This window comes from Microbacterium lacticum, assembly GCF_006716815.1.
GTDB lineage: Bacteria > Actinomycetota > Actinomycetes > Actinomycetales > Microbacteriaceae > Microbacterium > Microbacterium lacticum.
The window spans coordinates 1,059,868-1,085,785 of the sequence record NZ_VFPS01000001.1; the positions used below are offsets into that span (position 1 = coordinate 1,059,868).

Annotated in this window: 21 protein-coding genes, 1 tRNA gene and 2 pseudogenes; 7 read left to right on the forward strand and 17 right to left on the reverse strand. The window is 71.4% G+C overall.

The annotated features are described in order from the left end of the window. Positions 1-91: 91 nt before the first annotated feature. Positions 92-3,703, reverse strand: coding sequence for a transcription-repair coupling factor (mfd, locus tag FHX68_RS05155; RefSeq protein ID WP_141379582.1), 3,612 nt, complete (start codon positions 3,701-3,703; stop codon positions 92-94). A 114-nt stretch (positions 3,704-3,817) separates the two neighbouring features. Between mfd and FHX68_RS05160 the strand changes: the two genes are divergently transcribed. After that, positions 3,818-4,432 carry a hypothetical protein gene (locus tag FHX68_RS05160; protein WP_141379580.1) on the forward strand — a complete coding sequence of 205 codons (615 nt, stop codon included), beginning with the start codon at positions 3,818-3,820 and terminating at the stop codon, positions 4,430-4,432. Between the two features lie 50 nt (positions 4,433-4,482). Here the strand turns inward: FHX68_RS05160 and pth are convergent, their stop codons facing one another. Together pth and FHX68_RS05170 are read right to left on the reverse strand one after the other, a co-directional pair. Continuing rightward, positions 4,483-5,067: an aminoacyl-tRNA hydrolase gene (pth, locus tag FHX68_RS05165; RefSeq protein ID WP_141379578.1), complete on the reverse strand. Its 585-nt coding sequence runs from the start codon at positions 5,065-5,067 to the stop codon at positions 4,483-4,485. A gap of 162 nt (positions 5,068-5,229) precedes the next feature. After that, positions 5,230-5,853: a 50S ribosomal protein L25/general stress protein Ctc gene (locus FHX68_RS05170; RefSeq protein ID WP_141379576.1), complete on the reverse strand. Its 624-nt coding sequence runs from the start codon at positions 5,851-5,853 to the stop codon at positions 5,230-5,232. Positions 5,854-6,056: 203 nt separating this feature from the next. On the opposite strand from FHX68_RS05170, the gene FHX68_RS16125 reads away from it, so the two are divergent. Further along, a complete protein-coding gene (locus tag FHX68_RS16125) occupies positions 6,057-6,179 on the forward strand; it encodes a hypothetical protein (protein ID WP_255314007.1) in 123 nt (40 codons plus the stop codon). Here the strand turns inward: FHX68_RS16125 and FHX68_RS05175 are convergent. The 4 genes and pseudogenes from FHX68_RS05175 to FHX68_RS05190 form a co-directional block, all read right to left on the reverse strand. Further along, a complete protein-coding gene (locus FHX68_RS05175) occupies positions 6,164-6,646 on the reverse strand; it encodes a shikimate kinase (protein WP_141379575.1) in 483 nt (160 codons plus the stop codon). The two genes, FHX68_RS16125 and FHX68_RS05175, sit on opposite strands and share 16 nt — an antisense overlap. Before the next feature lie 86 nt (positions 6,647-6,732). Beyond that, positions 6,733-7,113: pseudogene (locus FHX68_RS05180) on the reverse strand (SDR family oxidoreductase); the annotation flags it as partial. A gap of 52 nt (positions 7,114-7,165) precedes the next feature. Then, positions 7,166-7,663, reverse strand: a pseudogene (locus tag FHX68_RS16250) (fumarylacetoacetate hydrolase family protein); the annotation flags it as partial. 28 nt (positions 7,664-7,691) lie between these two features. Next, positions 7,692-8,231: an MFS transporter gene (locus FHX68_RS05190; RefSeq protein WP_229661470.1), complete on the reverse strand. Its 540-nt coding sequence runs from the start codon at positions 8,229-8,231 to the stop codon at positions 7,692-7,694. Between the two features lie 120 nt (positions 8,232-8,351). Between FHX68_RS05190 and FHX68_RS05195 the strand changes: the two genes are divergently transcribed. Together FHX68_RS05195 and gndA are read left to right on the forward strand one after the other, a co-directional pair. Further along, complete coding sequence (locus FHX68_RS05195; RefSeq protein WP_229661471.1) at positions 8,352-8,564, forward strand: hypothetical protein; 213 nt, start codon at positions 8,352-8,354, stop codon at positions 8,562-8,564. Positions 8,565-8,593: 29 nt separating this feature from the next. Then, entirely contained in the window at positions 8,594-10,060 is a 1,467-nt protein-coding gene (gene gndA, locus FHX68_RS05200) for an NADP-dependent phosphogluconate dehydrogenase (RefSeq protein ID WP_255314006.1), read from the forward strand. A 71-nt stretch (positions 10,061-10,131) separates the two neighbouring features. On the opposite strand, the gene FHX68_RS05205 is transcribed toward gndA, so the two are convergent. The 3 genes from FHX68_RS05205 to FHX68_RS05215 all read right to left on the reverse strand — a co-directional run bounded on the left by FHX68_RS05205 (position 10,132) and on the right by FHX68_RS05215 (position 13,572). Then, positions 10,132-11,145, reverse strand: coding sequence for a magnesium and cobalt transport protein CorA (locus FHX68_RS05205; protein WP_141379571.1), 1,014 nt, complete (start codon positions 11,143-11,145; stop codon positions 10,132-10,134). A gap of 85 nt (positions 11,146-11,230) precedes the next feature. Next, positions 11,231-11,956 (reverse strand): ABC transporter ATP-binding protein, encoded by a 726-nt coding sequence (locus FHX68_RS05210; protein WP_141379640.1) that lies wholly within the window; start codon positions 11,954-11,956, stop codon positions 11,231-11,233. Positions 11,957-12,045: 89 nt separating this feature from the next. Continuing rightward, a complete protein-coding gene (locus FHX68_RS05215) occupies positions 12,046-13,572 on the reverse strand; it encodes an ABC transporter permease (RefSeq protein ID WP_141379569.1) in 1,527 nt (508 codons plus the stop codon). Positions 13,573-13,804: 232 nt separating this feature from the next. Here FHX68_RS05215 and FHX68_RS05220 point away from each other — a divergent pair, with 232 nt between their 5' ends. Both FHX68_RS05220 and FHX68_RS05225 read left to right on the forward strand, forming a co-directional pair. Further along, on the forward strand, positions 13,805-14,539 hold the full coding sequence (locus FHX68_RS05220) for a response regulator transcription factor (protein ID WP_141379568.1): 735 nt from the start codon (positions 13,805-13,807) through the stop codon (positions 14,537-14,539). After that, positions 14,536-16,020, forward strand: a complete 1,485-nt coding sequence (locus tag FHX68_RS05225) for a sensor histidine kinase (RefSeq protein ID WP_307723048.1) — start codon at positions 14,536-14,538, stop codon at positions 16,018-16,020. The genes FHX68_RS05220 and FHX68_RS05225 overlap by 4 nt, the downstream gene beginning before the upstream one ends. A 38-nt stretch (positions 16,021-16,058) precedes the next feature. Here FHX68_RS05225 and FHX68_RS05230 read toward each other — a convergent pair whose 3' ends face one another. The 7 genes from FHX68_RS05230 to FHX68_RS05260 form a co-directional block, all read right to left on the reverse strand. Beyond that, entirely contained in the window at positions 16,059-17,621 is a 1,563-nt protein-coding gene (locus FHX68_RS05230) for an FAD-dependent oxidoreductase (protein ID WP_141379566.1), read from the reverse strand. Then, on the reverse strand, positions 17,621-18,553 hold the full coding sequence (locus FHX68_RS05235) for an FAD:protein FMN transferase (protein ID WP_141379564.1): 933 nt from the start codon (positions 18,551-18,553) through the stop codon (positions 17,621-17,623). The genes FHX68_RS05230 and FHX68_RS05235 overlap by 1 nt, the downstream gene beginning before the upstream one ends. Continuing rightward, on the reverse strand, positions 18,550-19,071 hold the full coding sequence (locus FHX68_RS05240; protein ID WP_141379562.1) for a hypothetical protein: 522 nt from the start codon (positions 19,069-19,071) through the stop codon (positions 18,550-18,552). Before FHX68_RS05240 ends, FHX68_RS05235 begins: the two co-directional genes overlap by 4 nt. Positions 19,072-19,159: 88 nt before the next feature. Next, on the reverse strand, positions 19,160-21,871 hold the full coding sequence (locus FHX68_RS05245) for an HAD-IC family P-type ATPase (protein ID WP_141379561.1): 2,712 nt from the start codon (positions 21,869-21,871) through the stop codon (positions 19,160-19,162). 67 nt (positions 21,872-21,938) lie between these two features. Beyond that, positions 21,939-22,970, reverse strand: a complete 1,032-nt coding sequence (locus FHX68_RS05250; RefSeq protein ID WP_141379559.1) for a ribose-phosphate diphosphokinase — start codon at positions 22,968-22,970, stop codon at positions 21,939-21,941. Then, positions 22,948-24,414 (reverse strand): bifunctional UDP-N-acetylglucosamine diphosphorylase/glucosamine-1-phosphate N-acetyltransferase GlmU, encoded by a 1,467-nt coding sequence (gene glmU, locus FHX68_RS05255; RefSeq protein ID WP_141379557.1) that lies wholly within the window; start codon positions 24,412-24,414, stop codon positions 22,948-22,950. The genes FHX68_RS05250 and glmU overlap by 23 nt, the downstream gene beginning before the upstream one ends. 1 nt (position 24,415) lies before the next feature. Then, a tRNA-Gln gene (locus FHX68_RS05260) sits at positions 24,416-24,487 on the reverse strand. A gap of 135 nt (positions 24,488-24,622) precedes the next feature. On the opposite strand from FHX68_RS05260, the gene FHX68_RS05265 reads away from it, so the two are divergent. Continuing rightward, positions 24,623-25,120, forward strand: a complete 498-nt coding sequence (locus FHX68_RS05265; protein WP_141379555.1) for a MarR family winged helix-turn-helix transcriptional regulator — start codon at positions 24,623-24,625, stop codon at positions 25,118-25,120. The last annotated feature ends 798 nt before the right edge of the window (positions 25,121-25,918 follow it).

The following is a 25,918-nucleotide window of genomic DNA, read 5'->3' on the forward strand; positions in this document are numbered from 1 at the left end:
ATTTCTCGACGAGACCGCGTGCAGATTCGTGCGGTCTCGTCGAGAACCGTGGGTCTCGCGGGAGGAGGGGACGGCGCGGGCGGGAGGGGAGTCAGGCGTCCGCGGCGGGCTCGGGCAGGGGGAACAGCTGGTCGAGCAGCTGCTCGACCCAGGCGATGAGATCCGCATCGGCGAGGCGCTCGCCGCCCGCATTCGGCAGCGGCACGACCATCGCCTCGCCGCCCGCGAGCACCTTCGACTTGGGGTAGAGCCGCTGCAGGCGCACGCGGAGCGAATCGGATGCCGGGGCGGGAGCCACGCGCAGATTCGGGCCCATCGCCACGACGTCGGTGAGCTCCGACTGCGCGGCGCGGCGGCGGAGCCGCGCGATGCGGAACAGCCCGTCGACCTCGGCCGGCGCCTGACCGTACCGGTCTTCGAGCTCCTCGCGCACGAGGTCGATCGCGTCGGGCGCGGCGGTGAGGGATGCCGCGGCGGACAGCTTCTGGTAGGCCTCGAGCCGCAGGCGCTCGCTGTCGATGTAGGTCTCGGGCAGGCGCGCGTCGACCGGGAGCTCGAGGCGAAGCTCGGCGGGTCCGTCGACCTCGTCGCCGCGGAACGTCGCGACCGCCTCGCCGATCATCCGGAGGTACAGATCGAACCCGACGCCCGCGATGTGACCGGCCTGCTCCGCCCCGAGCAGGTTGCCCGCGCCGCGGATCTCGAGATCCTTCAGCGCCACCTGCATGCCCGATCCGAGGTCGTTGTTGACCGCGATCGTCTCGAGTCGGTCGGCGGCGGCCTCCGACAGCGGCTTCAGGTCGTCGTAGAGGAAGTACGCGTACGCGCGCTCACGCCCGCGCCCGACGCGTCCGCGCAGCTGGTGCAGCTGGCTGAGACCGTACTTGTCGGCGCGGTCGATGATGATCGTGTTGGCGTTCGAGATGTCGAGCCCGGTCTCGACGATCGTCGTCGAGACGAGCACGTCGTACTTGCGCTCCCAGAACCCGTCGACGACCTCCTCGAGCGCGTGCTCGCCCATCTGCCCGTGGGCGACGGCGACGCGCGCCTCCGGCACGAGCTCGGCGAGATGCGCCGCGACCCGCTGGATCGACTGCACCCGGTTGTGCACGTAGAACACCTGCCCCTCGCGCAGCAGCTCGCGGCGGATCGCCGCGGCGATCTGCTTGTCGCTGCGCGCGCCGACGTAGGAGAGGATCGGATGCCGGTCTTCGGGTGGCGTCTGCAGCGACGACATCTCACGGATGCCCGTGACCGCCATCTCGAGCGTCCGCGGGATGGGGGTCGCGCTCATCGCGAGGATGTCGACGTTGGTCTTGAGCTTCTTCAAGGCATCCTTGTGCTCGACACCGAAGCGCTGCTCCTCGTCGATGATGAGGAGCCCGACGTCTTTGAAGATCACCTTCTCGGTGAGGATGCGGTGCGTGCCGATGACCATGTCGACGGTGCCGTCGGTGAGGCCGGCGAGGGTGTCCCGCGCCTCCTTGTCGGTCTGGAAGCGCGAGAGCGCGCGCACCTTCACCGGGAACCCGGCGAAGCGCTCGGTGAACGTCTCGAGGTGCTGCTTCACGAGGAGCGTCGTCGGCACGAGCATCGCGACCTGCTTGCCGTCCTGGATCGCCTTGAATGCAGCCCGGACGGCGACCTCGGTCTTGCCGAACCCGACGTCGCCCGACAATAGGCGATCCATCGGGATGGGCCGCTCCATGTCGGCCTTGATCTCGTCGATCGTCTGCAGCTGGTCGGGGGTCTCGGCGAAGGGGAACGCCTCTTCGAGCTCGCGCTGCCAGGGGGTGTCGGGGCCGAACGCGTACCCCTTCGCCGACATCCGCGCGGAGTACAGCTTGACGAGCTCGACGGCGATGTCGCGCACGGCCTTGCGCGCCTTGCCCTTCGCGGCGGCCCAGTCGCTGCCACCCATCTTCGACAGCGTCGGCGCGTCGCCGCCGACGTACTTGCTGAGCAGATCGAGTTGGTCGGTCGGCACGAACAGCTTGTCGCCGGGATGCCCGCGCTTGGACGGCGCGTACTCGAGCACGAGGTATTCGCGCGTCGTCTTGACCGCGTTGCGCCCGCCCGAGGAGACCTCGCGCTGGACGAGTTCGACGAACCGGCCGATGCCGTGCGTGGAGTGCACGACGACGTCGCCGGCCTTCAGCTGCAGCGGATCGACGACGTTGCGCCGACGCGACGCGAGCTTCTTCACGACCCGGCCGTCGGCGCCGATGGTGCGGCCGTAGAACTCCGCTTCGGTGAGCACGGCGAGCTTCGTCTCGGGCAGCTCGAAGCCGCTCTCGAGCTGCCCGAGCACGGCGACGGCGACCCCGGGCTCGGGCGCCTCGTCGAGGCCTTCGGCGGTGCGGGCGGCGATGCCGCGGTCGGCGAGCACGTCCCGCGCACGATCGACGAGGCCGGCGCCCGACGCCGTCACGACGACGCGCCAGCCCTCCGACACGAGAGCTCCGACGTGCGCGGTCGCGCCGTCGACGTTGCCCTGGAACGACGGCACCGACCGGGCCGGCACGCGGACGACGTCGCTCTGGCCGAGACCCTCGTCGGCGGCATCCGTCTCGCCGGAGTCGAACCCGCTGAACGACCACCACACGCCGCCGCGCTCGCGGGTCGCGGCCTGCAGCTCGGGGAGGGCGAGGAAGTCGCCGGCGTCGAGGTCAACGGGCGCGTCGGCGCCCGCGGTCGCGGCGCTCCACGCCGCCTCGAGGAACTCGCGGTTCGTCTCGCCGAGCGTCATGGCGCGGGTGACGGACCGCTCGGGATCGATGAGCGCCACAGCAGTGCCGCGCGGCAGGTAGTCGATGAGCGGCACGAGAGAATCGGCGACCGCGGGCAGCAGCGACTCCATGCCCTCGACCGGGATGCCCTCGCTCATCTTCTCGAGCATCGTGCGGAGGCCCGGGAACCGGCCGTGGAGGCCCGCCGCGCGCTCCCGCACCGCGGGCGTCAGCAGCAGTTCGCGCGCCGGCAGCAGCGTGACGGCGGGCACGTCGCCGGGGAGCGACCGCTGGTCGGCGACCGAGAACGCGCGGATCTGATCGACCTCGTCGCCGAAGAACTCGACCCGGTACGGGTGGTCGGCGACGGGCGGGAAGACATCGAGGATGCCTCCGCGCACCGCGAACTCGCCGCGCCGCGAGACCATGTCGACCCGCAGGTAGGCGAGCCCGACGAGGCGACGGGCGACCGATTCGAGGTCGTAGCCGCGGCCGGACACGGCGAGCTCGAGCGCACCCGCCTCGGTGAGACCCGCCGCGACGGGCTGCAGAGCCCCGCGCACCGAGGCGGTGACGATGAGCGGCGCGTCACCGGCATCCGACCACTGGGCCGCTTCGCGGAGCACGGAGAGGCGACGGCCGACGGTCTCGGTCGAGGGGCTCAGCCGTTCGTGGGGCAGGGTCTCCCACGCGGGGAAATGGCGGACGGCCGCGTGCGGCACGAGGCTCTGCAGCGCGGCGCCGATGCTGTCGGCGCGGCGGCCGGTGGGCGTGATGACGAGGAGGGATGCCGGGGCTCGCTCCGCATCGCCCGCGCCGCGCCGGGCGGCGCTGCGGGCGGCGAGCAGCGCAGCGAGCACCGGGGCGTCGAGGCCCGCGACCATCGAGAAATCGGTGTCGGTGCGGGCGGCCTCGGCGGCGCGCTGCACGGACGGAGCCTGCGTCAAGGCGCGCGCGATCCCGGAAATTGTCACCGCACGAGTCTATTGCGCCCCACCGACACCGGCTCTGCCGCGGCGGGCGGCGCTCCGGCGACAGGCCGGCGACGACGCCGTTCGGGCATCCGGGGCACTCCCTAGGATGAGCGTGTGAGCGACGACCCGCAGCCTCCCCCGCCCGCCCCGTACCCGGGCGGGTACGTGCAGCCCGTTCCGGGGGCGGCACCGGTGCCCTCGTCCGCGCCGGGGCCCTCTGCCGCGCCGACCGGCTACGGCGTCGCGCCTTCCCCCGCATACGGGCAGTACCCGCCGGCGGGGTACGGCGTCGCGGCCTACCCCGGCCCACCCGCTCCGGCGGCCGCGCCCGCCCGCTCGCGCACTCTCGGGCTGGTCGCCCTCATCGTGGCGATCGCCGCCGTCGTCATCTCGGTGATCCTGAGCGCGAGCACCGGGTTCGCCGCCGCCGAGGGCGCGATGCGCCACGCGGTCGGCATCTCCCCGGAGGGTCTCGAGAGCTTCACCGAGGAACAGCTGCTCGCCCTGCTGAGCCCCGTGCGCGACCTCGTGCTGTGGGCCGAGATCGGCTACTGGATCGGCACGGTGCTGGGCCTCGCCGCTCTCGCGCTCGGCATCACCGCGATCGCGACGCGTCGCGGTCGCGGGCTCGGGATCTCCGCGGTCGTCATCGCGGGAGTCGGGCCGTTCGTCTACGCGATCGTCGTCGGCGCGGTCGTCCTCGCCGGCGTGGGTGCCGGAGCTTCCTGACCCCACAGATCGAACGCGCCTCGATCAGGCGCGCGTCGAACGCGCCTCGATCAGGCGCGCGGCGCGTGATACCGCTGCTGGGCCGCGAGGAGTCCCTCGCCGATGATCTGCTCCACGGCATCCGCCGCATCGCCCAGCACGAGCGGGAGCTGCGTGCGCTCCGCCGACGAGAACGGATCGAGCACCCAGTCGGCCGGGTCCTGCCGTCCCGGCGGGCGGCCGATGCCCACCCGCACGCGCGGGAAGTTGGGGGTGCCGAGCGCCTTGGCGACGTCGCGGATGCCGTTGTGGCCGCCGTGTCCACCGCCGGTCTTGAGCTTGATCGTGTCGAACGGGATGTCGAGTTCGTCGTGCACCAGCACGATGCGCTCGGCCGGCACGTCGTAGAACCGCGCGAGCTGCGACACCGGGCCGCCCGACACGTTCATGAACGAGTTCGGCGTCGCGAGCACGAGCTTCGGTCCCCCGGGGCGCAGCCAGGTCTCGGCGGCGCGGGCGTTCGCCTTGTGCGCGCGGAGGGTCTCGCTGCGGCGCGCGGCGAGCTCGGCGATGACCATCTGCCCCACGTTGTGCCGGGTCTGCTCGTAGCGCGTGCCGGGGTTTCCGAGCCCGACGACCAGCCAGGTGTCAGCCATGCCGTTCCTTTCGATCAGATGTGTTGCGGCGCGACGACCGGGGACGGGACGACGACCGGGGCCGGGGGCGTGACGACGAAGCCCGCCTCCCAGTATGGGCGGCGGGCTTCGTGCGCAACGCGATGGCGCAGGGGGACTGCGCGAGGAGTCTCCGCGCTCGGATTACTCGGCGGCCTCTTCGGACTGCTCGGCGGCGACCTCGGCGTCGGCCTCCGCGATCTCCTCCTCGGCGGCGAGGGCAGCGGTCGGGACCGACACCGCGACGATGAGCGTCTCGGGGTCGACGACCAGCGACGCACCCTTGGGCAGCGTCAGGTCGGCGGCGGTGATGCGCACGCCGTCCTCGAGGCCCTCGACGTCGACCTCGATGTTCTGCGGGATGTGGGTCGCCTCGACCTCGAGCAGCACCGTAGCGTTGTCGAGGTTGGCGATGGTGCCGGCGAAGGGCTCGCCGACGACGACGACGGGCACGTCGACCTGGATCTTCTCGCCCTTCTTCACCACGAGCAGGTCGATGTGCTCGATGATCTGGCGCACCGGGTCCTTCTGCACGTCCTTGACGAGCGTGAGCTGCTGCTTGCCGGCGACGTCGAGCTCGAGCACCGCGTTGGCGCGGCGGATGAGCAGCGAGACCTGGTGGCCCGGCAGCGACACGTGCACCGGGTCGGTGCCGTGGCCGTAGATCACGGCGGGGATCTTGCCGGCGGCGCGCAGGCGGCGGGCGTAGCCCTTGCCGAAGTTCTCGCGGACCTCGGCGACGACCTTGGTGTCGGTCTCGGTGGACATGTTGTTCTCCTTGCGGGCGGTGGGCCCTGGTCTGGGGTCTGGGTCTCGACTCGAACGCACGCGCGTGAGGAATGCCCCGCAAGGCCTCACCGCGTCGATCACGGATGCCGCTTGAGCAGGCATCCCTCGCCGAAGTACGGGTTCAGTCTACCAGCGCGACCGCTACGATGAAGACGTCGTTGAAGCAGACCCGAGGAGAACCCATGGACTACGGCTGGATGTCGCACGCACTCATGTGGCTGGTGGGCCTGATGACGGTCTGCGCGACGATCGGCGCTTGCGGCGCGATGTTCGCACTCGGCCGCTCGAACTACCGCAAGGACTGATCGCGCACGGGCTGATCCTGCCCGGCACCCGACAGCAGCTGCGCGATCCGATCGACGATCGACGCGAGATCGGCGTCGTCGGCGATCCGCACGCCCGGTTCGTCGCCCGCGAGCGGCTCGATCGCCGGGCGCTCGACGGGCTTCGCGCGACGCCAGCGTGAGCGCCGCGGCGGTGCGGCCTGGTCATCGACGACGAGTTCGACGAACACGACCCCGGGTACGCGCGCCCGGATGAGATCGCGCCGCGCGCGCGACAGGGAACCACTGGATGCCACGAGGGCACGTTCGCGGGTGAACGCGAGCGCGAGGGCTTCGAGCCACACCTCGCCGAGGGTCGGTCCGCCCGGTCGCACCCGCGCCGGGTAGAGCTCCGCCGTGTCGAGGTAGCGCGCCCGCAGGCGCGCCGCCAGTGCCGCAGCGACGAGCGGCGTCGCCGCCTCGGCGGGACCGGTCACCACGATGCGCATGCCGCCATCGTGTCACGCGCCCGCACCGGGCCCCGGCACGGCGCGCGCATCACCGCGAACCGGCGATGCCCGTCGAGGCGCCAAGCTCAGACGACGCTCGTCATGCCGCCGTCGACGACGAGGTTCTGCCCCGAGACGAACGAGGACGCGTCGGAGGCGAGGAAAAGCAACGGTCCGTCGAGCTCGCTGAAGTCGCCCCACCGACCGGCCGGCGTGCGGGTCTCGAGCCACGCTGTGAAGGCGTCGTCGTCGACCAGGTCGCGGTTCATCTCGGTGGCGAAGTACCCCGGGGAGAGGGTGTTGACCTGGATGCCGTGGCGCGCGAGGTCGGCGGCCATGCCGCGCGTGAGTCCCGCGATGCCCGCCTTGGATGCCGAATACGGCGCGATCGTCTGCCGTGCGAGCACCGACTGGACCGATCCGATGTTCACGATCTTCCCCGAGCCGCGCGCGACGAAGGACGGCGACGCGCATCCGCAGACGCACGTCGGCCAGGGATGCCTCGGTGTCGATCCACGGCCCGAGCGGCGTGTATCCGACGCCCGACTTGCTCTCGAAGTTGCGGGGATCGGCCAGCACCCGATCCGGGCTCGACAGGTCGTCGACCGCGCTGAGTCCGAGCACGTAGTCGCCGGCGTTCTGCACGGTCAACCCGGCGGTGCCGCGCGCGATCACCACCGCGATCTCGCCCTCGGCGACGGACGTCCCGGCGTCACGACGGAGCGTCACGGCCGTGCCGCTCGCGACGACGGTGCGCGGGCTCTTCAACCAGGCCTGCACGGGGCTCGGGTGGTCCGGCCCATTCTGCGCGATGCCGACGACCACCTGCGGCTCGCTCGGAGCGAGCACGTCACCGGTCACCTCCCCCACGGTCTCGAGGTCGGCGGGGAGCCGCCCGGCGGCGTGCGCCGCATAGGGGTCTTCGATCGCGCGCAGCGCCTCGCCGTCGCGTCGCACGTGCACGGTCTCGCCGGTCGCGGTGCGCACCCGGCCGATCAGCACGTCGCCCCTCCCCACCGGGCGGCCACGCTGCGCCGCGCTCCCGTCACCATTCGACGGTCCGGATGGTCACGGTGGTCGACGACACGCCCTCCCCCGCCTCGTCGCGCGACACCCTCACGGCATCGTCGAGACGCGTCAGGTCGCGGCGCAGGGTTTCGGGGACGAGGAAGGTGCAGGCGGTGGTGATGAGCGCGAGCACCGTCATGTAGATCGCCAGCAGCACCCAGTTGCCTCCGCTCACGGCGATCAGGTAGGCGACGAGCACGCCCGCGAGTCCGCCGGCGAGCACCGCCGAGATCTCGCGCGCCATGGCGACGCCGAGGTAGCGGTGACGGTTGCCGAACATCTCGGGCAGCATCGCGCACTGGGGCCCGAGCATGACGTTCACCCCGAAGCCGATGCCGACGGCGATCACCGCGATCGCGAGCGCGTGGTTGCCGAGGGTGAGCATCCACCACGCGGGGAACGAGTACAGCAGCAGGAAGACGGAACCGATCCGGTAGACCCGGCGCCGGCCCCACCGGTCGGAGAGGGCGCCGGTCAGCGGCACGGAGAAGATGCCGATCAGGGATCCGATCGTCACTCCCCAGGTGAGCAGCTCTGGACCCTGCTCGACGGTGGATACGCGGGGTCGAACCTGCTCACGAGCCGCAAGGACAAGCTCGTCGCCGGCGACGACACCCCCTCGGGCGTCGCCGAGTACATGGTCAAAGACCTCCGCTTCGCGAGCGATGTCGCGCAGGCCACAGGCATCCAGCCCGCTCTGCTGCCGGCGCTCCGCACGATCTTCGACGAGATCGTCGCGGTCGGGCTCGGCGGCCGCGACATCGCGGTGACCCGTCGCCTCACCGCCGAGCGCGCCGGCGCGGTCACAGCGGGAGCGGGCACGCCCGGGGCGGACTACGCTGAAGGATGAACCCACCACCCGCATCGAAGGAGTCTTCCGTGCCCGAAGCCGACGCCCAGCCCACCGCCAATATCGGAGTCGTGGGACTCGCCGTCATGGGGTCGAACCTGGCCCGCAACCTCGCGAGCCGCGAGGGCAACACGGTCGCGGTGTACAACCGGTCGCGATCGAAGACCGACGAGCTGGTTGCCGAGCACCCCGAGGCCGGGTTCGTGCCAGCCTTCAGCTACGAGGAGTTCGCCGCGGCGCTGCAGAAGCCCCGCACGGCGCTCATCATGGTGAAGGCCGGCGCCCCGACCGACGCCGTAATCGAGTCGCTGATGGAGGTCTTCGAGCCCGGCGACATCATCATCGACGGCGGAAATTCGCTGTTCACCGACACGATCCGCCGCGAGAAGGCCGTGCGCGAGCGCGGATTCAACTTCGTCGGCATGGGCGTCTCGGGCGGCGAGGAGGGTGCCCTGCACGGCCCCTCGCTCATGCCGGGCGGCCCCGACGAGGCGTGGGTCACCCTCGCCCCGATCCTCCGGTCGATCGCGGCCGTCGCCCCCGACGGCGAGCCGTGCGTCACGCACGTCGGCCACGACGGCGCCGGTCACTTCGTGAAGATGGTGCACAACGGCATCGAGTACGCCGACATGCAGCTCATCGCCGAGGCGTACGACCTCATCCGCCGCGGCACCGGCAAGACCCCCGCCGAGATCGCCGACATCTTCGCCGAGTGGAACACCGGCGAGCTCGAGTCGTACCTCATCGAGATCACCGCCGAGGTGCTCCGCCAGGTGGATGCCGAGACCGGCAAGCCCCTCGTCGACGTCATCCTCGACTCGGCCGGCGCGAAGGGCACCGGCGCCTGGACGGTGCAGACCGCCCTCGACCTCGGCGTCCCGGTCTCCGGCATCGCCGAGGCGACGTTCGCCCGGTCGCTGTCGAGCCACCGCGAGCAGCGCGCGGTCTCCGGCGGCCTTCCCGGCCCGGCCGAGGATGCCTTCACCGTCGACGACGCCAACGCGTTCGTCGAGCAGGTGCGTCTCGCCCTCTACGCCTCGAAGATCGTCGCCTACTCGCAGGGCTTCGACGAGATCCGCGCCGGCGCCGCGCAGTACGGCTGGACGATCGACCTCGGCGCGATCAGCAAGATCTGGCGCGCCGGCTGCATCATCCGGGCGCAGTTCCTCAACCGCATCGCGGATGCCTACGCCGCCGAGCCGAACCTCGAAGTGCTCCTCACGGCGCCCTACTTCGTCGACGCCCTCGGTCGTGCGCAGGGCGCCTGGCGCCACATCGTCGGAACGGCCGCCACCGCCGGCATCCCCGCCCCCGCCTTCTCGTCGTCGCTCGCCTACTATGACGGGCTCCGCGCGAAGCGCCTGCCTGCCGCGCTCATCCAGGCTCAGCGCGACTTCTTCGGCGCGCACACCTACCAGCGCATCGACAAGCCGGGCACCTTCCACACCCTGTGGTCGGGCGACCGTACCGAGGTCGAGGCCGAAGACACGCACTGACCGCGCGGCCACGGCCGCGGGGTTCGAGGCCGCGCAGTTCACGGCCGCGGGGTTCACGGAGGACGACTGGCCTACAGCCAGTCGTTCTTCTTGAACACGACGTACAGTCCGGCGCTCACCGCCGCCATCAGGCCAATCGCGAACGGGTAGCCCCACGGCCACTCCAGTTCGGGCATGAAGCGGAAGTTCATGCCGTAGATGCCGGCGACGAGCGTCGGGGCGAAGCCGATCGCCGCCCACGACGAGATCTTCTTGACCTGGTCGTTCTGCTCGAGGCTCGTCTCGGTCATCCGCTGCATCGCCTCGTTGCGCCGCTGCTCGGCGAGCGACGAGTACACCGTGAGGGCGCTGTCGAGCGTGCCCCGGAACGACGTCACCCGCGCGTCGACGTAGCGCGCCCGGTCGGCGACCTCGCGGAACGCGGGGGCGTCGTCGATGTGCAGCCTGTTCTCGACGAGGCGCTGCAGACGCAGCAGCATGTCGGGCAGCGGCGCGGTCGCGTGCCCCAGATCGATCACCTCGCGCTGCAGCGCGAAGATCCGGTACGAGACGTCCTCGTCTTCTCCGAAGAGCTGCTCCTCGATCTCGTCGATATCGTGCTCGATGCCGTCGAGCACGTCGCGGTACCCGCGGGTCACGTACTCGAACGTGCCCCAGAGCACCCCGTACGGCCCGCGATCGAGCACGTCGGGGAGCTCTTCGAGGAGCGCCCGGAGCTTCTCCAGATCGATCGCCCCGTCGGGAGAGATCGCGATGAAGAAGTCCTCGCCGACGAACAGGTCGACCTCGTGGCACTCGACGGTCTCCGCCGCGTCGTCGTACTGCCCGGGCTGCACCACGACGAAGAGGTGCTCGCCGTACCGGTCGAGCTTCGAGCGCTGGTGGGTGCGGAGGGCCGACGCGACCCCGAGGGGCTCGAGCCCGAACACCGCCGCGAGCTCGTGCACCTGCTCACGGGTGGGCTGGGACAGGTCCACCCACACCATGCCGCCAACCGACCGCGCCTGGGCGAGCGCCGCCGCCGGGTCGGGGTCGGTCTCCAGGGGTGTGTGACCGTCGTAGACGACGCAGTGCGGCTGGGCCATCCTGCCACCCTAGATGCCCCGACGCTGATGTCGGCGCCACGCCACGGCCGGCCCTGATGAGGCTCGGGAGCGGTTCGGGATCGGCTCACGGCGTGATGTCGCGGATCGTGCCCTTCTCCAGCCGCAGCCGACGCCGCGCCCGCTTCGCGACGGCCGAATCGTGCGTGACGACGACCAGGGTGAGGCCGTCGGCGTTCAGGTGTTCGAGCACCGCGAGGATCTCGTCGCGCATCTGCTCGTCGAGGTTGCCGGTGGGCTCGTCGGCCAGCAGCACGCGCGGCTGCTTCGCGATGGCGCGGGCGATCGCGACGCGCTGCTGCTGGCCGCCGGAGAGCTCCCCTGGCCGGTGGTCGGCCCGCTCGGAGAGGCCGACGCGAGCGAGCGCGTCGGCCACCCGGGCGCCGCGTTCGGCCGAGTCGAGACCGAGAGGTTCGAGCCCCATCGCGATGTTCTCCGCGGCGGTGAGCGTCGGGATGAGGTTGAACGCCTGGAAGACGAATCCCACCTCCCGAGCGCGGAGCGCCTCCAGGTCTTTCGCCGACGCCGCGGCGAGGTCGGTGTCGCCGATCAGCACGTGCCCCGCGGTGGGCACGTCGAGCGCGCCGAGCAGCTGCAGCAGCGTCGACTTGCCGCCGCCGGTCGACCCCTGGATCGTGACGAAGTCCCCCGCCGCGATCTCGACGTCGATGCCCCGCAGAGCGTGCACGATCCGGCCCTTCTGCTGGTAGGTCTTCGTGACCCCGGTCAGGCGGTACGCGGGCGGGGCGGGCGCGGCGGAGGCATCCGTCGCCGTTTGATCGATCATGGTCATGTCGTTCTCCTTCGATGAGATGGTCGGGGTGAGGTCGGGGTCGGATGCCACGGTCGCGCGCGCGTCCGTGGCGCCGGGCGGACGCTCGGTCATGCGACGGTCCGGAGCGCCTCGGCGGGGCTGAGACGCGCGGCCCGCCAGCCGCCGAACGCCCCGGCCACGAGGCCGCCGGCGACCGCCAGCGCGAGCGCGGCGAGCACGATCCACAGCGACAGCGGCGCGTGCAGGACGATGTCGGAGGCGGTCTGCGCGAACAAGCCGAACCCGCCCCCGCCACCACCCGCGGGCGCACCCATGCCGCCGGCACCGCCCGCGCCCTCCATGCCGCCGCGGCCCGCCGTGGCGGCCGGTGCCGAGGAGATGGTCGGAGCGACGAGGTTGATGATCGTGACGCCGATGAGGCCGAGGACCACGCCCGCGACCCCGCCGATCAGCGCCTGCACGACCGACTCGCCGGCGACCTGACCGACCACCCGTGAGTTCGACCACCCGATGGCCTTGAGGGTGCCGAGCTCGCGGGTGCGCCGCGAGATCCCCGAGATCGTGAACAGCACCGCAAGGGCGACCGCGACGGCGAGGACGATGATCGACAGCCACGTGCCGAGGCTCGTGATGAGCGAGCCGGCGCTGGCGAGCGACCCCGACACGGTGGCGGCGAGGTCGGACTGCGAGCTCACGGTGGCATCCGGCAGAGCGCTCTGCAGCGCCGACTGCACCGACGCGATGCCGTCGCTCGAGGTCGCCTGCACGTACACCGTCGAGACGACGTTGCCCGCGCCGGACAGGGTCTGCGCGACGTCGAGCGGGATGTAGACGTTCGCGGCGGTGTCGGCGTCGGCGCTGGCCGAGGCGGCGATGCCGACGACCTCGAAGCTCGTGCCGCCGAAGTCGATCGTGCTGCCGACGGAGAGATCGCTCGACGACGCGTAGGTCGCGTCGAGCACGGCGACGTTCGCGCCGGCGTCGGAGGAGGTCAGCGCGCGGCCAGACTCGATCATCACGGCGGACAGCGGACCCACCGTGATCGCCGACGGGTCGACGCCGAGCACGGTGAACGAGTCGACGCCGAACGAGCCGCCGCCGAAGCCGCCGCCGCCCTCGCCGGGCGTGCCCTGCGGCGCCTGACCCTGGGTCGCGCTGCCGTCCGAGCCGGATTGGCCGTCGGTGCCGGTCGCGCCGCCCGTCGGCGCCTGCGGCAGCTCGCCGCTGAAGGTCATGTTCGTGAGGCTCAGCGCGCCCGTCGCGGCGGCGACGCCCTCGACCGCGGTCACCTGGTCGACGGTGGCGGCATCGAGCGTCCCACGCCGGAAGTCGGTCACGAGCCGGGACTGGCTGAGCGTCGTCGTGCCGTCGGAAGACGTCTGCCCGCCGCCCTCGCCGAAGTCGAACCGGCCGCCGCCTCCGCCCTGCCCGGGCTCGGCCTCCGCACCGGTGACGGTGAGGTCGGTGCCGACGCCGTAGACGGATGCCAGAGCCTGCGCCTGCGCGTCGCGCACGCCCGCCGAGAGCGCGTTGACGATGATGACGAGCGCGATGGCGATGGCGAGGCCGATCGCGACGATCGTGGTCTGCTTCTTGCGCCCCGCCAGCTCGCGACGCAGGTAGGTCCAGTACATGGTTCTCCTTCTGTGTGGCGCGTCCGGCGCCGACGGATCGACGGTACGAGCGCCGTCGATGGAGAACCTCGGGCGAGATGATGTGGATGCTATGCGCGCCGGGGCTGGGGCGCGACGCGGGCGCGGGCACGGGCGAAGGTGGGCACCGAGGCATCCGTCTCGTGAGCGGATTCATAGATTTCGCATAAAGAACGCCATAGCCGCTTCACAGTGCGCCCATGACAATTGATTCATGACCGCTCCCGCCGCCAGCCCCGCCCTCCGCCGCCCCGACGGCTCGGCTCTTCGCGTGCTCGTCGTCGACGATGAGCAGATGCTCACCGACCTGCTGTCGATGGCGCTGCGCATGGAGGGCTGGGAGGTGCGGACGGCCGGCTCGGGCTTCGACGCGCTCACCGTCACCCGCGACTTCGATCCCGACGCGCTCGTGCTCGACATCATGATGCCCGACCTCGACGGCATGGCCGTGCTGCAGCGGCTGCGCCACGCCGGCAACGACGTGCCGGTGCTGTTCCTCACGGCGAAGGACTCGGTCTCCGACCGCGTCGCCGGGCTTACCGCCGGCGGTGACGACTACGTCACGAAGCCGTTCAGCCTGGAGGAGGTGGTCGCGCGCCTCCGCGGCCTGATGCGGCGGGCCGGCACCGCGACGGCGGGCGGCTCGGATCCCATCCTGCGCGTGGGCGAGCTGTCGCTCAACGAGGACTCGCACGAGGTGGAGCGCGCGGGCACCGAGATCGACCTCACCGCGACGGAGTTCGAACTGCTGCGCTTCCTCATGCGCAACCAGCGCCGCGTGGTGTCGAAAGCGCAGATCCTCGACCGGGTGTGGAACTACGACTTCGGGGGCCGCTCGTCGGTCGTCGAGCTGTACATCTCCTACCTCCGCAAGAAGATCGACGCGGGCCGCGAACCGCTCATCCACACCGTGCGCGGCGTCGGCTACATGATCAAAGCGCCCCAGTGAGCGCGCGCGCCCGTCATCGCTGGAGCCTGCAGACCCGCCTCATCGCGACGGTCGTCGGCATGGTGGCGCTCATCCTTGCGATGATCGGGGTGGCCACCGCGACGACCTTGCGCGCCATCATCTCCGACAGCCTCGACTCCGAGATCAAGGCGACCGCGTCCAGCATCCATCTCTCCCCCGGCTCGACGGCGCAGGATGCCTTGAACAAGGGCCGTCAGCAGAACGGCACCCTCCTCATCCTGCAGACGTTCGGAACGCTCACCGGCGCGTACGTGGACAACGACTCGTCGGTCGTCGCGATGACCGACGAGGAGATCGCGTCGATCGTCGCCAGCGTGCCGCAGGCGGGGCTGACGACGCTCGATCTGCCGTCGCTCGGCGATTACCGCGTCTACACCACCTCGCTCGGCGGCAACGGGTTCGCCATCCTGGGCATGTCGGCGTCGGAGCAGATCGCGACGCTCACGAAGATCCTCACCACGGTTGCGCTGATGACCGCGGGCGGCCTGCTGCTGCTCGCAGCGATCATCGCCCTGGTCATCCGCCGATCCCTGCGCCCGCTGCGGGCCGTCGCCGTCACGGCGACCCGCGTGGCCGCCCAGCCGCTCGATGCGGGCGAGGTCACGATCACCGAGCGGGTGCCGGCGGAGGAGGCGGATGCCTCCGACGAGATCGGCCGGGTCGGTGCGGCCCTGAACACGCTCCTCGACCACGTCGACACCTCGCTCGCGGCCCGGCAGCGCAACGAGGAGCGCATGCGCGCGTTCGTCGCCGACGCGAGCCACGAGCTGCGCACGCCCCTCGCCGCGATCCGCGGCTACTCCGAGCTGTCGCTGCGCTCGCTCGCCCAGACGCAGGCCGCGGGGGCGCGGGTGACGAGGGCGCAGCTCGAGACGAGCTCGGCGCAGTCGCAGCAGGGCCTGGAGCGCATCCAAGCGGCATCCCTGCGGATGACCACCCTCGTCGAAGACCTGCTGCTGCTCGCCCGGCTCGACGAGGGCAAGGAGCTCGTCTACGGCGCCGTCGACCTCACGCGCGTCGTCGTCGACGCGGTCGCCGACGCGCAGGCGGCCGGTCCCGACCACGAGTGGATCATCGACGTGCCCGAGGAGCCGGTCGTCGTCGCCGGCGACGCCTCGCGCCTGCACCAGGTCGTCGCGAACCTGCTCACCAACGCCCGCGTGCACACGCCGGAGGGCGTGCACGTGACGGCGAGCGTGGCGACCCGCGGGGGTCGCGCCGTGCTGCGCGTGACCGACGACGGACCGGGCATCGATCCGGCGGTCGCCGACGGATTGTTCGAGCGGTTCGCGCGCGCCGATTCGTCGCGCGCGCGGCAGACCGGCGGCACCGGGCTGGGCCTCTCGATCGCCAAGGCGATCGTGACCGCCCACCACGGCACGATCACGGTGACGAGCGAACCCGGCGCCACGGTGTTCGAGGTGAGCCTGCCCGCACGCCCCGCCGACCCCGCCGTCTGATCAGGGACGGGATCGCGCGGATCGGCAGGGTCTCCCGCTCAGTATCCCGAGAAGGCGTCGGTGGTCAGGCCGTGGGCCTTCTCGAGCGCGGGCGCGAGGTCGGCGATGAGGCCCGGAGGGCCCGAGATGTAGGCGTGCCGCGACGCGATGTCGGGAACCACCTGCACGAGCCCGTCGGCATCGAGGCGCACACCCTTCGCCCACGTCCAGTGCGCGGGAAGGTCGGTGGGCTCGTCGCGGGTGAAGACGATCACGGGGATGCCGGCGTCTTCGAGGTCCTGCCGGAACGCGAGCTCTTCGGCGCCGGAGGCGACGTAGACGAACACGACGTCGCGCGCCCCGCCCTCACGGCGCAGGTGCCGCAGCTGCGAGACGAACGGCGTCACGCCGATGCCGGCGGCGACCATCAGCACCGGCACGGAGGTCTTCGCGGGCAGGACGAAGTCGCCCCACACACCGGTCACCGACAGCTCCGCGCCCGGCTCGATCGCCGCGAGCGCCTTCTTGTACGACGACTGCGACCCGCGTCGCATCGCCACCTTCACGACGGGCAGCTCCTCGGGGGCTGAGACGATGCTGAACTCGCGCCGCGTGCCGCGCGAATCGGCGTGCGCGTGCGGCACCTCGAGCTCGAGGTACTGCCCCGCGTCGAAGTGCAGCATCCGGCTGGCGCGGAACGACAGCTCCTCGACGCTCGGCGTCAGCTGCTCGCGACCGAGGAAGGTGAGCTTCAACGACGCGCGCGTCGCGTAGGCGAAGGCGAACGCGACGAGATTTCCGACGACCACGGCCGCCTCGGGCCCGAAGGTCAGCGTGCCGACCGTCAGCGGCGCGCCGGCGAGCACGCCCACGACGACCGCGACGATGTACTGCTGCCAGCGGCGCGGTGGCTGGGTCAGCGGCTCGGAGAACATGAACGCCGCGAGGAAGAAGAACGGCGACGACCACAGCACGGTCGTCAGCAGCTGACCGGCGTCGATGGCCTGCCCGACACCCGCGAAGGCGAGGCTCACCCGCACCGCGGCGACCACGAGCGCGATCACGAGGAACAGCAGCACCGGACCCAGCTTGTCGGCGCGCACCACCACGAAGAACCCGAGCAGGATCACGGGGGCCGCAAGTCCCGGCGTGCCCACCCACCAGCCGGCCGCGCCGAGCGCGTACGCCCCGCTCAGCGCGGTGATGACCGAGAGCGCCGTGGCACCGAAAGCGGCCGGGTTGACGATGTGTCGGCCACGCCAGGCGATGACGTACTTGGATGCCGAGGCCACCGCCCCGGCGATCGCGATGCCCACGAGCCCCATCGGCTCGACCGTCGGGTACAGGACGAACAGGAGGATGCCGGCGGTGATCAGCGACGACTCGTAGCGCCAGGCACGCCCCGTGAGGCGCTGGCCGACGAGGTCGACGAGCACGCAGACGACGTTCAGCACCACGAAGGTGACGATGATCGCGAGCGGCGAGGGGGTGACCGCGTCGAACAGCGACAGGATCAGCGAGATCACCGTCAGAAGACCCAGGGCGATCAGCACCAGCCGGTACATCGAGTAGCGTCCGACGAAGGCGAGCAGACGGTTCCAGGCGGCGGTCACAGCGGTCATCACGCCTCCAAACTATCGCTCGGCGCGGAGTCGGAGCTCCGCCGCACGAACAGCTCGACGCCCGCGCTGGGCGCCTCGGGCGACCACTCCAGTTGCCCCGCCGTGGTCATCCGCACCCACGGGGTGCCGCGGCGATGGGCGAGCTCCGGTCCGCCGTCGAAGAACAGCGCGGTCGCGACGGCGTCGGCGAGCATCGCGGTCGGGGCGACCGCCCAGGTCGCGGCGATCTGCCGCACCGGCTCGCCGGTGCGCGCGTCGAGCACGTGGTGGAGCCCGTCGCCCCACGCGCGCCGGTTCACCGCCGACGCGCACAGGGCGCCGCCGGCGAGCTCCCACACCCCGACGGCCTTCGCCGGGTCGTACGGATGCTCGAGCGCGATCCGCTCCGTGACGCCGGACAGCCGGATGTCTCCGCCGGCATCCACCACCAGCGCCGCGGGCTCCTCCTCGTCCGGCAGCAGATCCCGCAGCCTGTCGGTGACGAGGTCGACGAGGCGTCCCCTGCCGAGCGCGCCGACGTCGATGACGGCCGGTGCGCGGAGGGCCAGGACGGCGTCCCTCCAGGTCAGGAGGTCGCGCCAGCGCTCCGGCGCCGGCCGGGCGCCCTGGTCGCGCAGGGAATACGCCGGGTCGTAGCCGCGCCGGGCGAGACTCTCGCCGACGAGAGGATTGACGGCACCGCCCGTCGCCGCGGAGAGCTCCGCGTAGAGATCCAGCATGTCCGTGGCATCCGCCGTCGCCGGTACCTCGCCGCCGCGTTCGAGTGCGCACACCACCGAGTCGGTGCGGAACCGCGACCATTCCCGGTCGAAACGGGCGATGAGGCGCTCGACGTCGGCACGGACGGGTGCGGGCAGGGGGTCGCCCGTCTGCACCTGCCAGCGGGTGCCGATCGCGTCGAACTCCCCGACCGCCGGCGGGGCGGCGCTCATGCCCGCGCGTCGGCCTTGATCGTCTCGAGGGCGTCGTTGAAGCCGCCGCTCGTCAGCGACGATCCGGCGACGCGAGAGACCGACAGGTCGTCGATGTCCTTGCCGACGACCTCGCCGGCGATGCCGCCGATGAACACCTGCTGGTACTGCCGCGACTGCGGGCTGGCGGCGTCGCCGGTCACGTCGACCGCGGTGACGACGTCGCCGGCGAGGCTGATTGTGACGGTGACGGTCTCGGCGACCCCTCCCCCGTCGACGTACGTGCCATCGGCGGTGTACGTCCCGTCGACGTAGGTCGTCGCGGGGGCCGCGGCGGTCTCCGACGCGGTGGCCGACGGCGTCGTCGAGGGGGTCGCCGACGCGGAGGTCGTGGGCGACGGGGTCGTGTCGGCGGTGGCGTCGGCCTCGGCGGTGCCGGAGCAGCCGGCGAGCACGGCGACGCCGAGAACGGATGCCGCGGCGAACCCGGTGCGCACAGGGGTCATGCGGGGACGAGCGACGGCGGTGGTGCGGATCATGATGGTCCTCCTTCTGTCGTGCCGTCCGCGGAAGCGGGGGCGTGGCCCCACGCTAACGCGGGCACTATCGGCAGCACCCCGGTATCACCTATGCGCTTGCATAGAGCGTCGCGGTGTCGGCGCTCTTGTCTCCGGCCCGGCGCATCGCCTTGAGCACCTCGACGGCGAGGAAGATCCCGATCGAGAACGCGATCGGCAGCAGCCAGCCGGTGATCGTCAGGGGCTCCGACCCGAACAGGCTGTTCATGAACGGCGCGTACGCGTACACGAGCTGGAGCACGATGAGCGCGAGCGCCGACCAGCCGATCGCCGGGTTGCCGCGGAACACGTCGAACGTGAGGCTCGAGCGCGTGAGGAATCGGCAGTTCAGCAGGTAGGCGAGCTGGCCGAGCGCGAGCATCGTGACCGCCTCGGTGCGCGCGACGGCGAGGTCGGTGCCCGACGCCAGCGAGATGCCGAACACCGCGAGGGTCGCCCCGCCGATCAGCAGCGACACGAGGAGCACGAACCCGAGTTCGCGGCCGCCCACGATCGAGCCGCCCGACCCGCGCGGCGGGCGGCGCATGATGCCGGGTTCGGCCGGCTCGTAGGCGAGCGCGAGGGAGAGCGTCACGGCGGTGACCATGTTGACCCACAGCACCTGCACCGGCGTGAGCGGCAGCGTGAGACCGAAGACGACCGCCACGAGGATCACGAGCGACTGTGCGCCGTTGGTCGGCAGCAGGAAGACGACCGACTTGCGCAGGTTGTCGTAGATGCGCCGCCCCTCACGGATGGCGCTGCGGATGGTGGCGAAGTTGTCGTCGGCGAGGACGATCTCGGCGGCCTCCTTGGTCGCCTCGGTGCCCTTGATGCCCATCGCGATGCCGACGTCGGCGCGCGTCAGGGCGGGCGCGTCGTTGACGCCGTCGCCGGTCATCGCGACGACCTCGCCGCGCGACTGGAGTGCCCGGACGATGCGGATCTTGTGCTCGGGGCTCGTGCGCGCGTAGACGTCGACGTCCTGCACGACCTTGGCGAGCTCGTCCTGGCTCATCGCCTCGAGCTCGGCGCCGGTGAGCACCGGCGCGTCATCGCCGCTGACGAGCCCCATCTCGCGGCTGATCGCGAGGGCGGTGCCCGCGTGATCACCGGTGATCATCTTCACGTCGATGCCGGCGGCGTGGCAGTCGGCGATCGCCTCGATCGCTTCGGGCCGCGGCGGGTCGACGATGCCCCAGAGACCCAGGAACTCGAGGTCGACGAGGTCGTCGACCGTCACGTCCCCGGCGCGGGTGGCCTTGCGCGCCGCGGCCAGCACGCGGAGCCCCTGTGCGCTGAGGTCGTCGATCGCGCCCTCCCAGAACGCGATGTTCAGCGGCTCCGACCCGTCGGCGCCGCGCTGGGTGAGCGAGCGCTCCAGCAGGCGGTCGGGCGCGCCCTTCACGAGGATCGCGCGGGAGCCGTCGGGCGCCTCGACGAGGGTCGCCATGAACTTGTACGCCGAGTCGAACGGCACCACGCCGATCCGCTGAGCGCGGGTGTCGACGGCGCCGCCCTTCATCGCGACGACCTTCAGCGCACCCTCCGTCGGTTCGCCGACGAGCGTCCAGCCGCCGCTCTCCGACTCGTCGAGGTGCGCGTCGTTGCAGAGGTCGGCGACCGCGAGGAGCGCCGCCAGGTCGCCGCCGCCGGCGGGGGTGATCTCGCCCGTCGGGTCGTAGCCGAGGCCCGACACCTCGTACCGGGCGACCGGGGTGACCATCGTCCGGACGGTCATCTCGTTCTTGGTGAGCGTGCCGGTCTTGTCGGAGCACACCGTCGTCACCGAACCGAGCGCCTCGACGGCGGGGAGCTTGCGGGTGATCGCGTTCCGGCGGGCCATCTGCTGCACGCCGATCGCGAGCGTGATCGTCACGAGCGCGGGAAGGCCCTCGGGGATCGCGGCGACCGCGAATCCGATGGTCGCCGAGATGAGCTCGGGCAGCGGCATATCGTGCAGGTAGCGGCCGATCAGCATCATCACGGCGGCCATGCCGAGGATGACGAGGGTCAGCACCCGCCCGAACGCGTCGAGCTGCTTGGTGAGCGGGGTGGTGAGGCTGCCGGCGGCGCCCACGAGCGCCTGGATCTTGCCGATCTCGGTGTTCTCGCCGGTCGCGGTGACGATGCCGCTGCCCTGGCCGGCCGACACGATGGTCCCCGAGAACGCCATCGACGCGCGGTCGCCCACCCCGGCATCCTCGGATACCGCACCGACCTCCTTCGACGACGGCACCGACTCACCGGTGAGCGCGGCCTCTTCGATGCGCAGCTGCGCCACCGACGTGAGCCGCAGATCCGCGGGCACCTTGTCGCCCGGGGCGAGGCGCACGAGGTCGCCCGGCACGAGGTCGGCCGCGGGGATGGTCGTCCATGCGCCGCTGCGGCGCGCCGTGGCATCCGCCGACAGCATGCCGCGGATGCCCGCGAGCGCTTTCTCCGCACGCCCCTCCTGCACGAAGCCGATGACCGCGTTGATCACGGCGACGGCCATGATCACCCAGAAGTCGAGCCAGTCCCCCATCACCGCCTTGATCGCCGCGGCGCCGAGGAGGATGTAGATCAGGGTGTCGTTGAAGTGGCTGAGGAACCGCCGCCACGCCGGCGTCCGTTCGGGCTCGGGCAGCAGGTTCGGCCCGACGGCGTCGAGCCGCGCGGCGGCCTCGTCGGACGACAGTCCGTCGCCGTCGGTGCGGAGCGCCCGCTCGACCTCGTGGGCGCTGAGCGCGTACGGACGGTCGACGGCGAAGTCGGTGGCGGATGCGGCGGATGCGGCCATGGCGCGATCCTATGCCCGTCACCGGGCGGCGCCGCGTGGCGGCGCCGGAGCAATCAGCGGGAGCGGATCAAGCGGCGCCGTCGAACATGCTCGTGACCGAGCCGTCTTCGAAGACTTCCTTGATCGCGCGGGCGAGGAGCGGCGCGATCGGCAGCACGGTGAGCGCGTCGAAGCGCTTCTCGGGCGGGAGCGGGATCGTGTCGGTGACGACGACCTCGTCGATCGCGTCGTCCTGCAGGCGCTCGACGGCCGGGTCGCTGAAGATCGCGTGCGTCGCGGCGACGATGACGCGCTCGGCGCCGTTCGCCTTCAGCGCCTGCGCAGCCTTGACGATCGTGCCGCCGGTGTCGATCATGTCATCGACGAGGAGGCACACGCGGCCGGCGACGTGTCCGACGATCTCGTTCACGGTGATCTGGTTGGCCACGTTCGGGTCGCGGCGCTTGTGGATGATCGCGAGCGGCGCGCCGAGCGAGTCCGACCACTGGTCGGCGACGCGCACGCGGCCGGTGTCGGGCGAGACGACGGTGAGCTTCTCCCGGTCTTCGGGGCTCAGGGTGCGCTGGAAGTACTCCAGCAGCACCGGCTTGGCGAACAGGTGATCGACCGGGCCGTCGAAGAAGCCCTGGATCTGCGCCGCGTGCAGGTCGACGCTCATCACGCGGTCGGCGCCCGCCGTCTTCAGCAGGTCGGCGACGAGGCGCGCCGAGATCGGCTCGCGCCCGCGCCCCTTCTTGTCCTGCCGCGAGTACGGATAGTAGGGCGCCACGACGGTGATGCGCTTGGCGGATGCCCGCTTGGCGGCATCCAGCATGATGAGCAGCTCCATGAGCCACTCGTTCACCGGGGGGCCGAACGACTGGATGATGAACGCGTCGCAGCCGCGGATCGAGACCTCGAAGCGGGTCAGGATCTCGCCCGAGGCGAAGGTGCGGTGCTCGGTGGGCACGAGCTCGGTGCCGAGCGCGAGGGCCACCTCTTCGGAGAGAGCCGGGTGCGAGCTGCCGCTCGCGACGACGAGACGCTTCTTGGTCTTGGCGACCAGTCCCGGCGCGATCCCTCGCTCGACGTCGAGGTCAACCTTCTTCTTGCGCGTCATCGCCCTGTTCCTGTGCGGACCGGGCCCGTGCAGCGGCGTCTGCCGCGGCGGTCCCCGATCGGTGATTCTCGACCCACCCCTCGACGTTTCGCTGGGGGGCGACACTCAAGGCGAGAGCTCCGGGCGGGACATCCTTGCGGATCACCGCACCGGCACCGGTCTTGGCGCCATCTCCGATCCTAACCGGCGCGACGAACACGTTGTGCGAGCCGGAGTGCACCTCGTCGCCGATCTCGGTGCGGTGCTTGGCGACGTCGTCGTAGTTGGCGGTGATCGCGCCCGCGCCGAGGTTGACGCCGCGGCCGATCGTGGTGTCGCCGATGTACGACAGGTGCGGCACCTTGCTGCCCTCGCCGATGGTGGAGTTCTTCGTCTCGACGAACGTGCCGATCTTTCCGCGCGCGTCGAGGATGGTGCCGGGGCGCAGGTACGCGAACGGCCCCACGGTCGCGCCCGCGCCGATGACGGCGAGGGTCGCGTCGGCGCGGCGGACGGTGGCACCCTCCCCCACCTCGCAGTCCTCGAGGGTCGTGTCGGGGCCGATCGTCGCGCCGGAGGCCACGGCGGTGGCCCGCAGGATGTGCGTGTTCGGCAGCACCGTGACGTCGGGGGCGAGGGTCGCGGTGACGTCGATCCAGGTCGTCGCGGGGTCTTGGATGGTCGCGCCCTCGAGCTGCCAGCGCCGCACCGTACGGGCGTTGAGCAGCCGGCCGACCTCGGCGAGCTGCGCGCGGTCGTTGACGCCGAAGGTGACGGTCACGTCGTCGACCACCCATGCGACGACACGCTCACCCGCCGCATGCAGGAGACCGATGACATCGGTGAGGTACTTCTCGTTCTGAGCGTTGTCGGTTCCCACGCGCGCCAGCTCCGACCGGAGGACGGATGCCTGGAAGACGTACATCCCGGCGTTGATCTCGGCGACGGCGGCCTCGACGGCCGTGGCATCCTTCTGCTCGACGATCCGCGCGACCGTGCCGTCGGGATCGCGGATGATCCGGCCGTAACCCGTGGGGTCGTCGACCACGGCTGTCATGAGCGTCGCTCGTGCACCTGTGGACCGGTGTTCGGCGATGAACGCCGACAGTGTCGCCTCGTCCGCGAGCGGGCAGTCGCCCGAGAGCACGAGCACGTCGCCGTCGAAGTCGGGCACCGCGGCGAGGGCGACCTCGACGGCCCGACCGGTGCCCGGGGTCTCGTCCTGGTCGACGACGACGACCTCCGGCGAGATGCCGGTGACGGCCTCGGCGACCTGATCGCGCTCGTGGCGCACGACGACGAGCACGTGGCCCGGGGCGAGGTCGCGCGCCGTGTCGAGCACATGGCCGACGAGGGGGCGACCGCCGATGCGGTGCAGCACCTTCGGCAGGGACGAGCGCATGCGCGTGCCCTGACCGGCGGCGAGGATCACGACGGCCAGCGAGGCATCCAGGGTGTTCGTCATGCTCCGCCGCCAGGATTCGAACCTGGTCCTCACAGCTCCAAAGGCTGTCGTGCTGCCGTTACACCACGGCGGAACGTCCGCGGGCGCGGACCCGTCCAGTCTGCCATTGAACTCGCGCGCGCCCGAGCCGGACGGGCGCGCCGTGCCGTCGCCGGAACGCACGAACGCACGGCCGCGGTTCGGGCGGCGAACCCGCGATAATGAACGGATGGCCACCGAACACGACGAAGTCGACCGCATCGTCGGCGCGTGGGTGACCCAGCGGCCCGACCTGGACTTCTCGCCTCTCGAGGTGCTCTCCCGCGTCGACCGGCTGTCGCGGCACCTCGACCGGGCGCGGCGCGAGGCGTTCCGCCGCAGCGACCTCGAGCCCTGGGAGTGGGACGTGCTGTCGGCGCTCCGCCGGGCGGGTGAGCCGTACCAGCTGAGCCCGAAGCAGCTGCTGCAGCAGACACTGGTCTCGAGCGGCACGATGACCAACCGCATCGACCGTCTCGTCGGGCGCCGGCTCGTGCGCCGTGAGGCCGACCCGGCCGACGGGCGCAGCGTGCTCGTGACCCTGACCGACGACGGGAAGACGCGGGTGGATGCCGCGATCACCCGCCTCGTCGACGCCGAAGCGGAGCTGCTGGGCGTGCTCTCGCGCACAGACCGCGAACGACTCGCGGGCCTGCTGCGCAAGCTTTCGCTGGGTTTCGACTCCTGACGAAGAAAGTGCGTGAACGTTTCGAAGTTATGTACTAGCTTGAGTTTATCGGCGATGGAGCTCCGAGAGGAGCAGCGGGTTCGGGGACATGCCTCCCGGCGTTGGGTTTTCGACGTCTGTGGAGTTGTGATGACCGATCCGTTTCGGTCCGCCGAGCGGCCTCGTCGGCGCGTGGAGTTCACCGCGGTGGGGACGCCTCTTCCGGTCGCGCAGCGGCTCTCGACCCGCCGGCGTGTGATCCGCCAGCATGCGATGTGCACTGGGCGGAGTTGTCGGCGCTCGTCACGCGCGCGGAGGCGAACCGCGCCGAGATGTCCCGCCTGCAGGCGGAGCGCGCGGAGGTGTGCGCGGCGGCGCTCGACCTGGTGGCGTTGCGCGTCGCGCAGCGTGACGCGGCGCGCGTGGCGCGAGCGGGTACTCCGCGAGCGTATTCGGGGCACGGGTCGCGGGTGGCGTCGACGGTGGAGTTCGGGGATTCGATCCCGCTGCGCGAGATCCTCGCCGAGCTGTCGGCCGCGCTGCGGGCCGGCGAGCGGACGCTGTCGAACTGGCTCGGCGACGGTGCGGCGCTCGTCGGGACGTACTCGGCAACGCTCGAGGCGCTCCGCACGGGGCGGATCGATGAGCGGCACGCGGCGGCGATCATCGATGCCGGCGCCGCGCTCGATCCGGAGCACCGCGCCAAGTACGAGGCGTTGATCCTGCCTGTCGCGGAGGTCGAGACCGCGCCCGCGGTCCGCGAGTACGCGAAGGTCGTCGCGGCGCGCATCCAACCCGACATCTTGGTCGAGAACCAGC

Bases quoted from the DNA above. Each gene is read 5' to 3' on its own strand.
- pth (WP_141379578.1), bottom strand. From the start codon at position 5,067: ATGGCTGACACCTGGCTGGTCGTCGGGCTCGGAAACCCCGGCACGCGC.
- FHX68_RS05170 (WP_141379576.1), bottom strand. From the start codon at position 5,853: ATGTCCACCGAGACCGACACCAAGGTCGTCGCCGAGGTCCGCGAGAAC.
- FHX68_RS16125 (WP_255314007.1), top strand. From the start codon at position 6,057: ATGGACTACGGCTGGATGTCGCACGCACTCATGTGGCTGGTGGGCCTG.
- FHX68_RS05175 (WP_141379575.1), bottom strand. From the start codon at position 6,646: ATGCGCATCGTGGTGACCGGTCCCGCCGAGGCGGCGACGCCGCTCGTC.
- FHX68_RS05195 (WP_229661471.1), top strand. From the start codon at position 8,352: ATGGTCAAAGACCTCCGCTTCGCGAGCGATGTCGCGCAGGCCACAGGC.
- FHX68_RS05205 (WP_141379571.1), bottom strand. From the start codon at position 11,145: ATGGCCCAGCCGCACTGCGTCGTCTACGACGGTCACACACCCCTGGAG.
- FHX68_RS05210 (WP_141379640.1), bottom strand. From the start codon at position 11,956: ATGACCATGATCGATCAAACGGCGACGGATGCCTCCGCCGCGCCCGCC.
- FHX68_RS05215 (WP_141379569.1), bottom strand. From the start codon at position 13,572: ATGTACTGGACCTACCTGCGTCGCGAGCTGGCGGGGCGCAAGAAGCAG.
- FHX68_RS05220 (WP_141379568.1), top strand. From the start codon at position 13,805: ATGACCGCTCCCGCCGCCAGCCCCGCCCTCCGCCGCCCCGACGGCTCG.
- FHX68_RS05230 (WP_141379566.1), bottom strand. From the start codon at position 17,621: ATGACCGCTGTGACCGCCGCCTGGAACCGTCTGCTCGCCTTCGTCGGA.
- FHX68_RS05235 (WP_141379564.1), bottom strand. From the start codon at position 18,553: ATGAGCGCCGCCCCGCCGGCGGTCGGGGAGTTCGACGCGATCGGCACC.
- FHX68_RS05240 (WP_141379562.1), bottom strand. From the start codon at position 19,071: ATGATCCGCACCACCGCCGTCGCTCGTCCCCGCATGACCCCTGTGCGC.
- FHX68_RS05245 (WP_141379561.1), bottom strand. From the start codon at position 21,871: ATGGCCGCATCCGCCGCATCCGCCACCGACTTCGCCGTCGACCGTCCG.
- FHX68_RS05250 (WP_141379559.1), bottom strand. From the start codon at position 22,970: ATGACGCGCAAGAAGAAGGTTGACCTCGACGTCGAGCGAGGGATCGCG.
- glmU (WP_141379557.1), bottom strand. From the start codon at position 24,414: ATGACGAACACCCTGGATGCCTCGCTGGCCGTCGTGATCCTCGCCGCC.
- FHX68_RS05265 (WP_141379555.1), top strand. From the start codon at position 24,623: ATGGCCACCGAACACGACGAAGTCGACCGCATCGTCGGCGCGTGGGTG.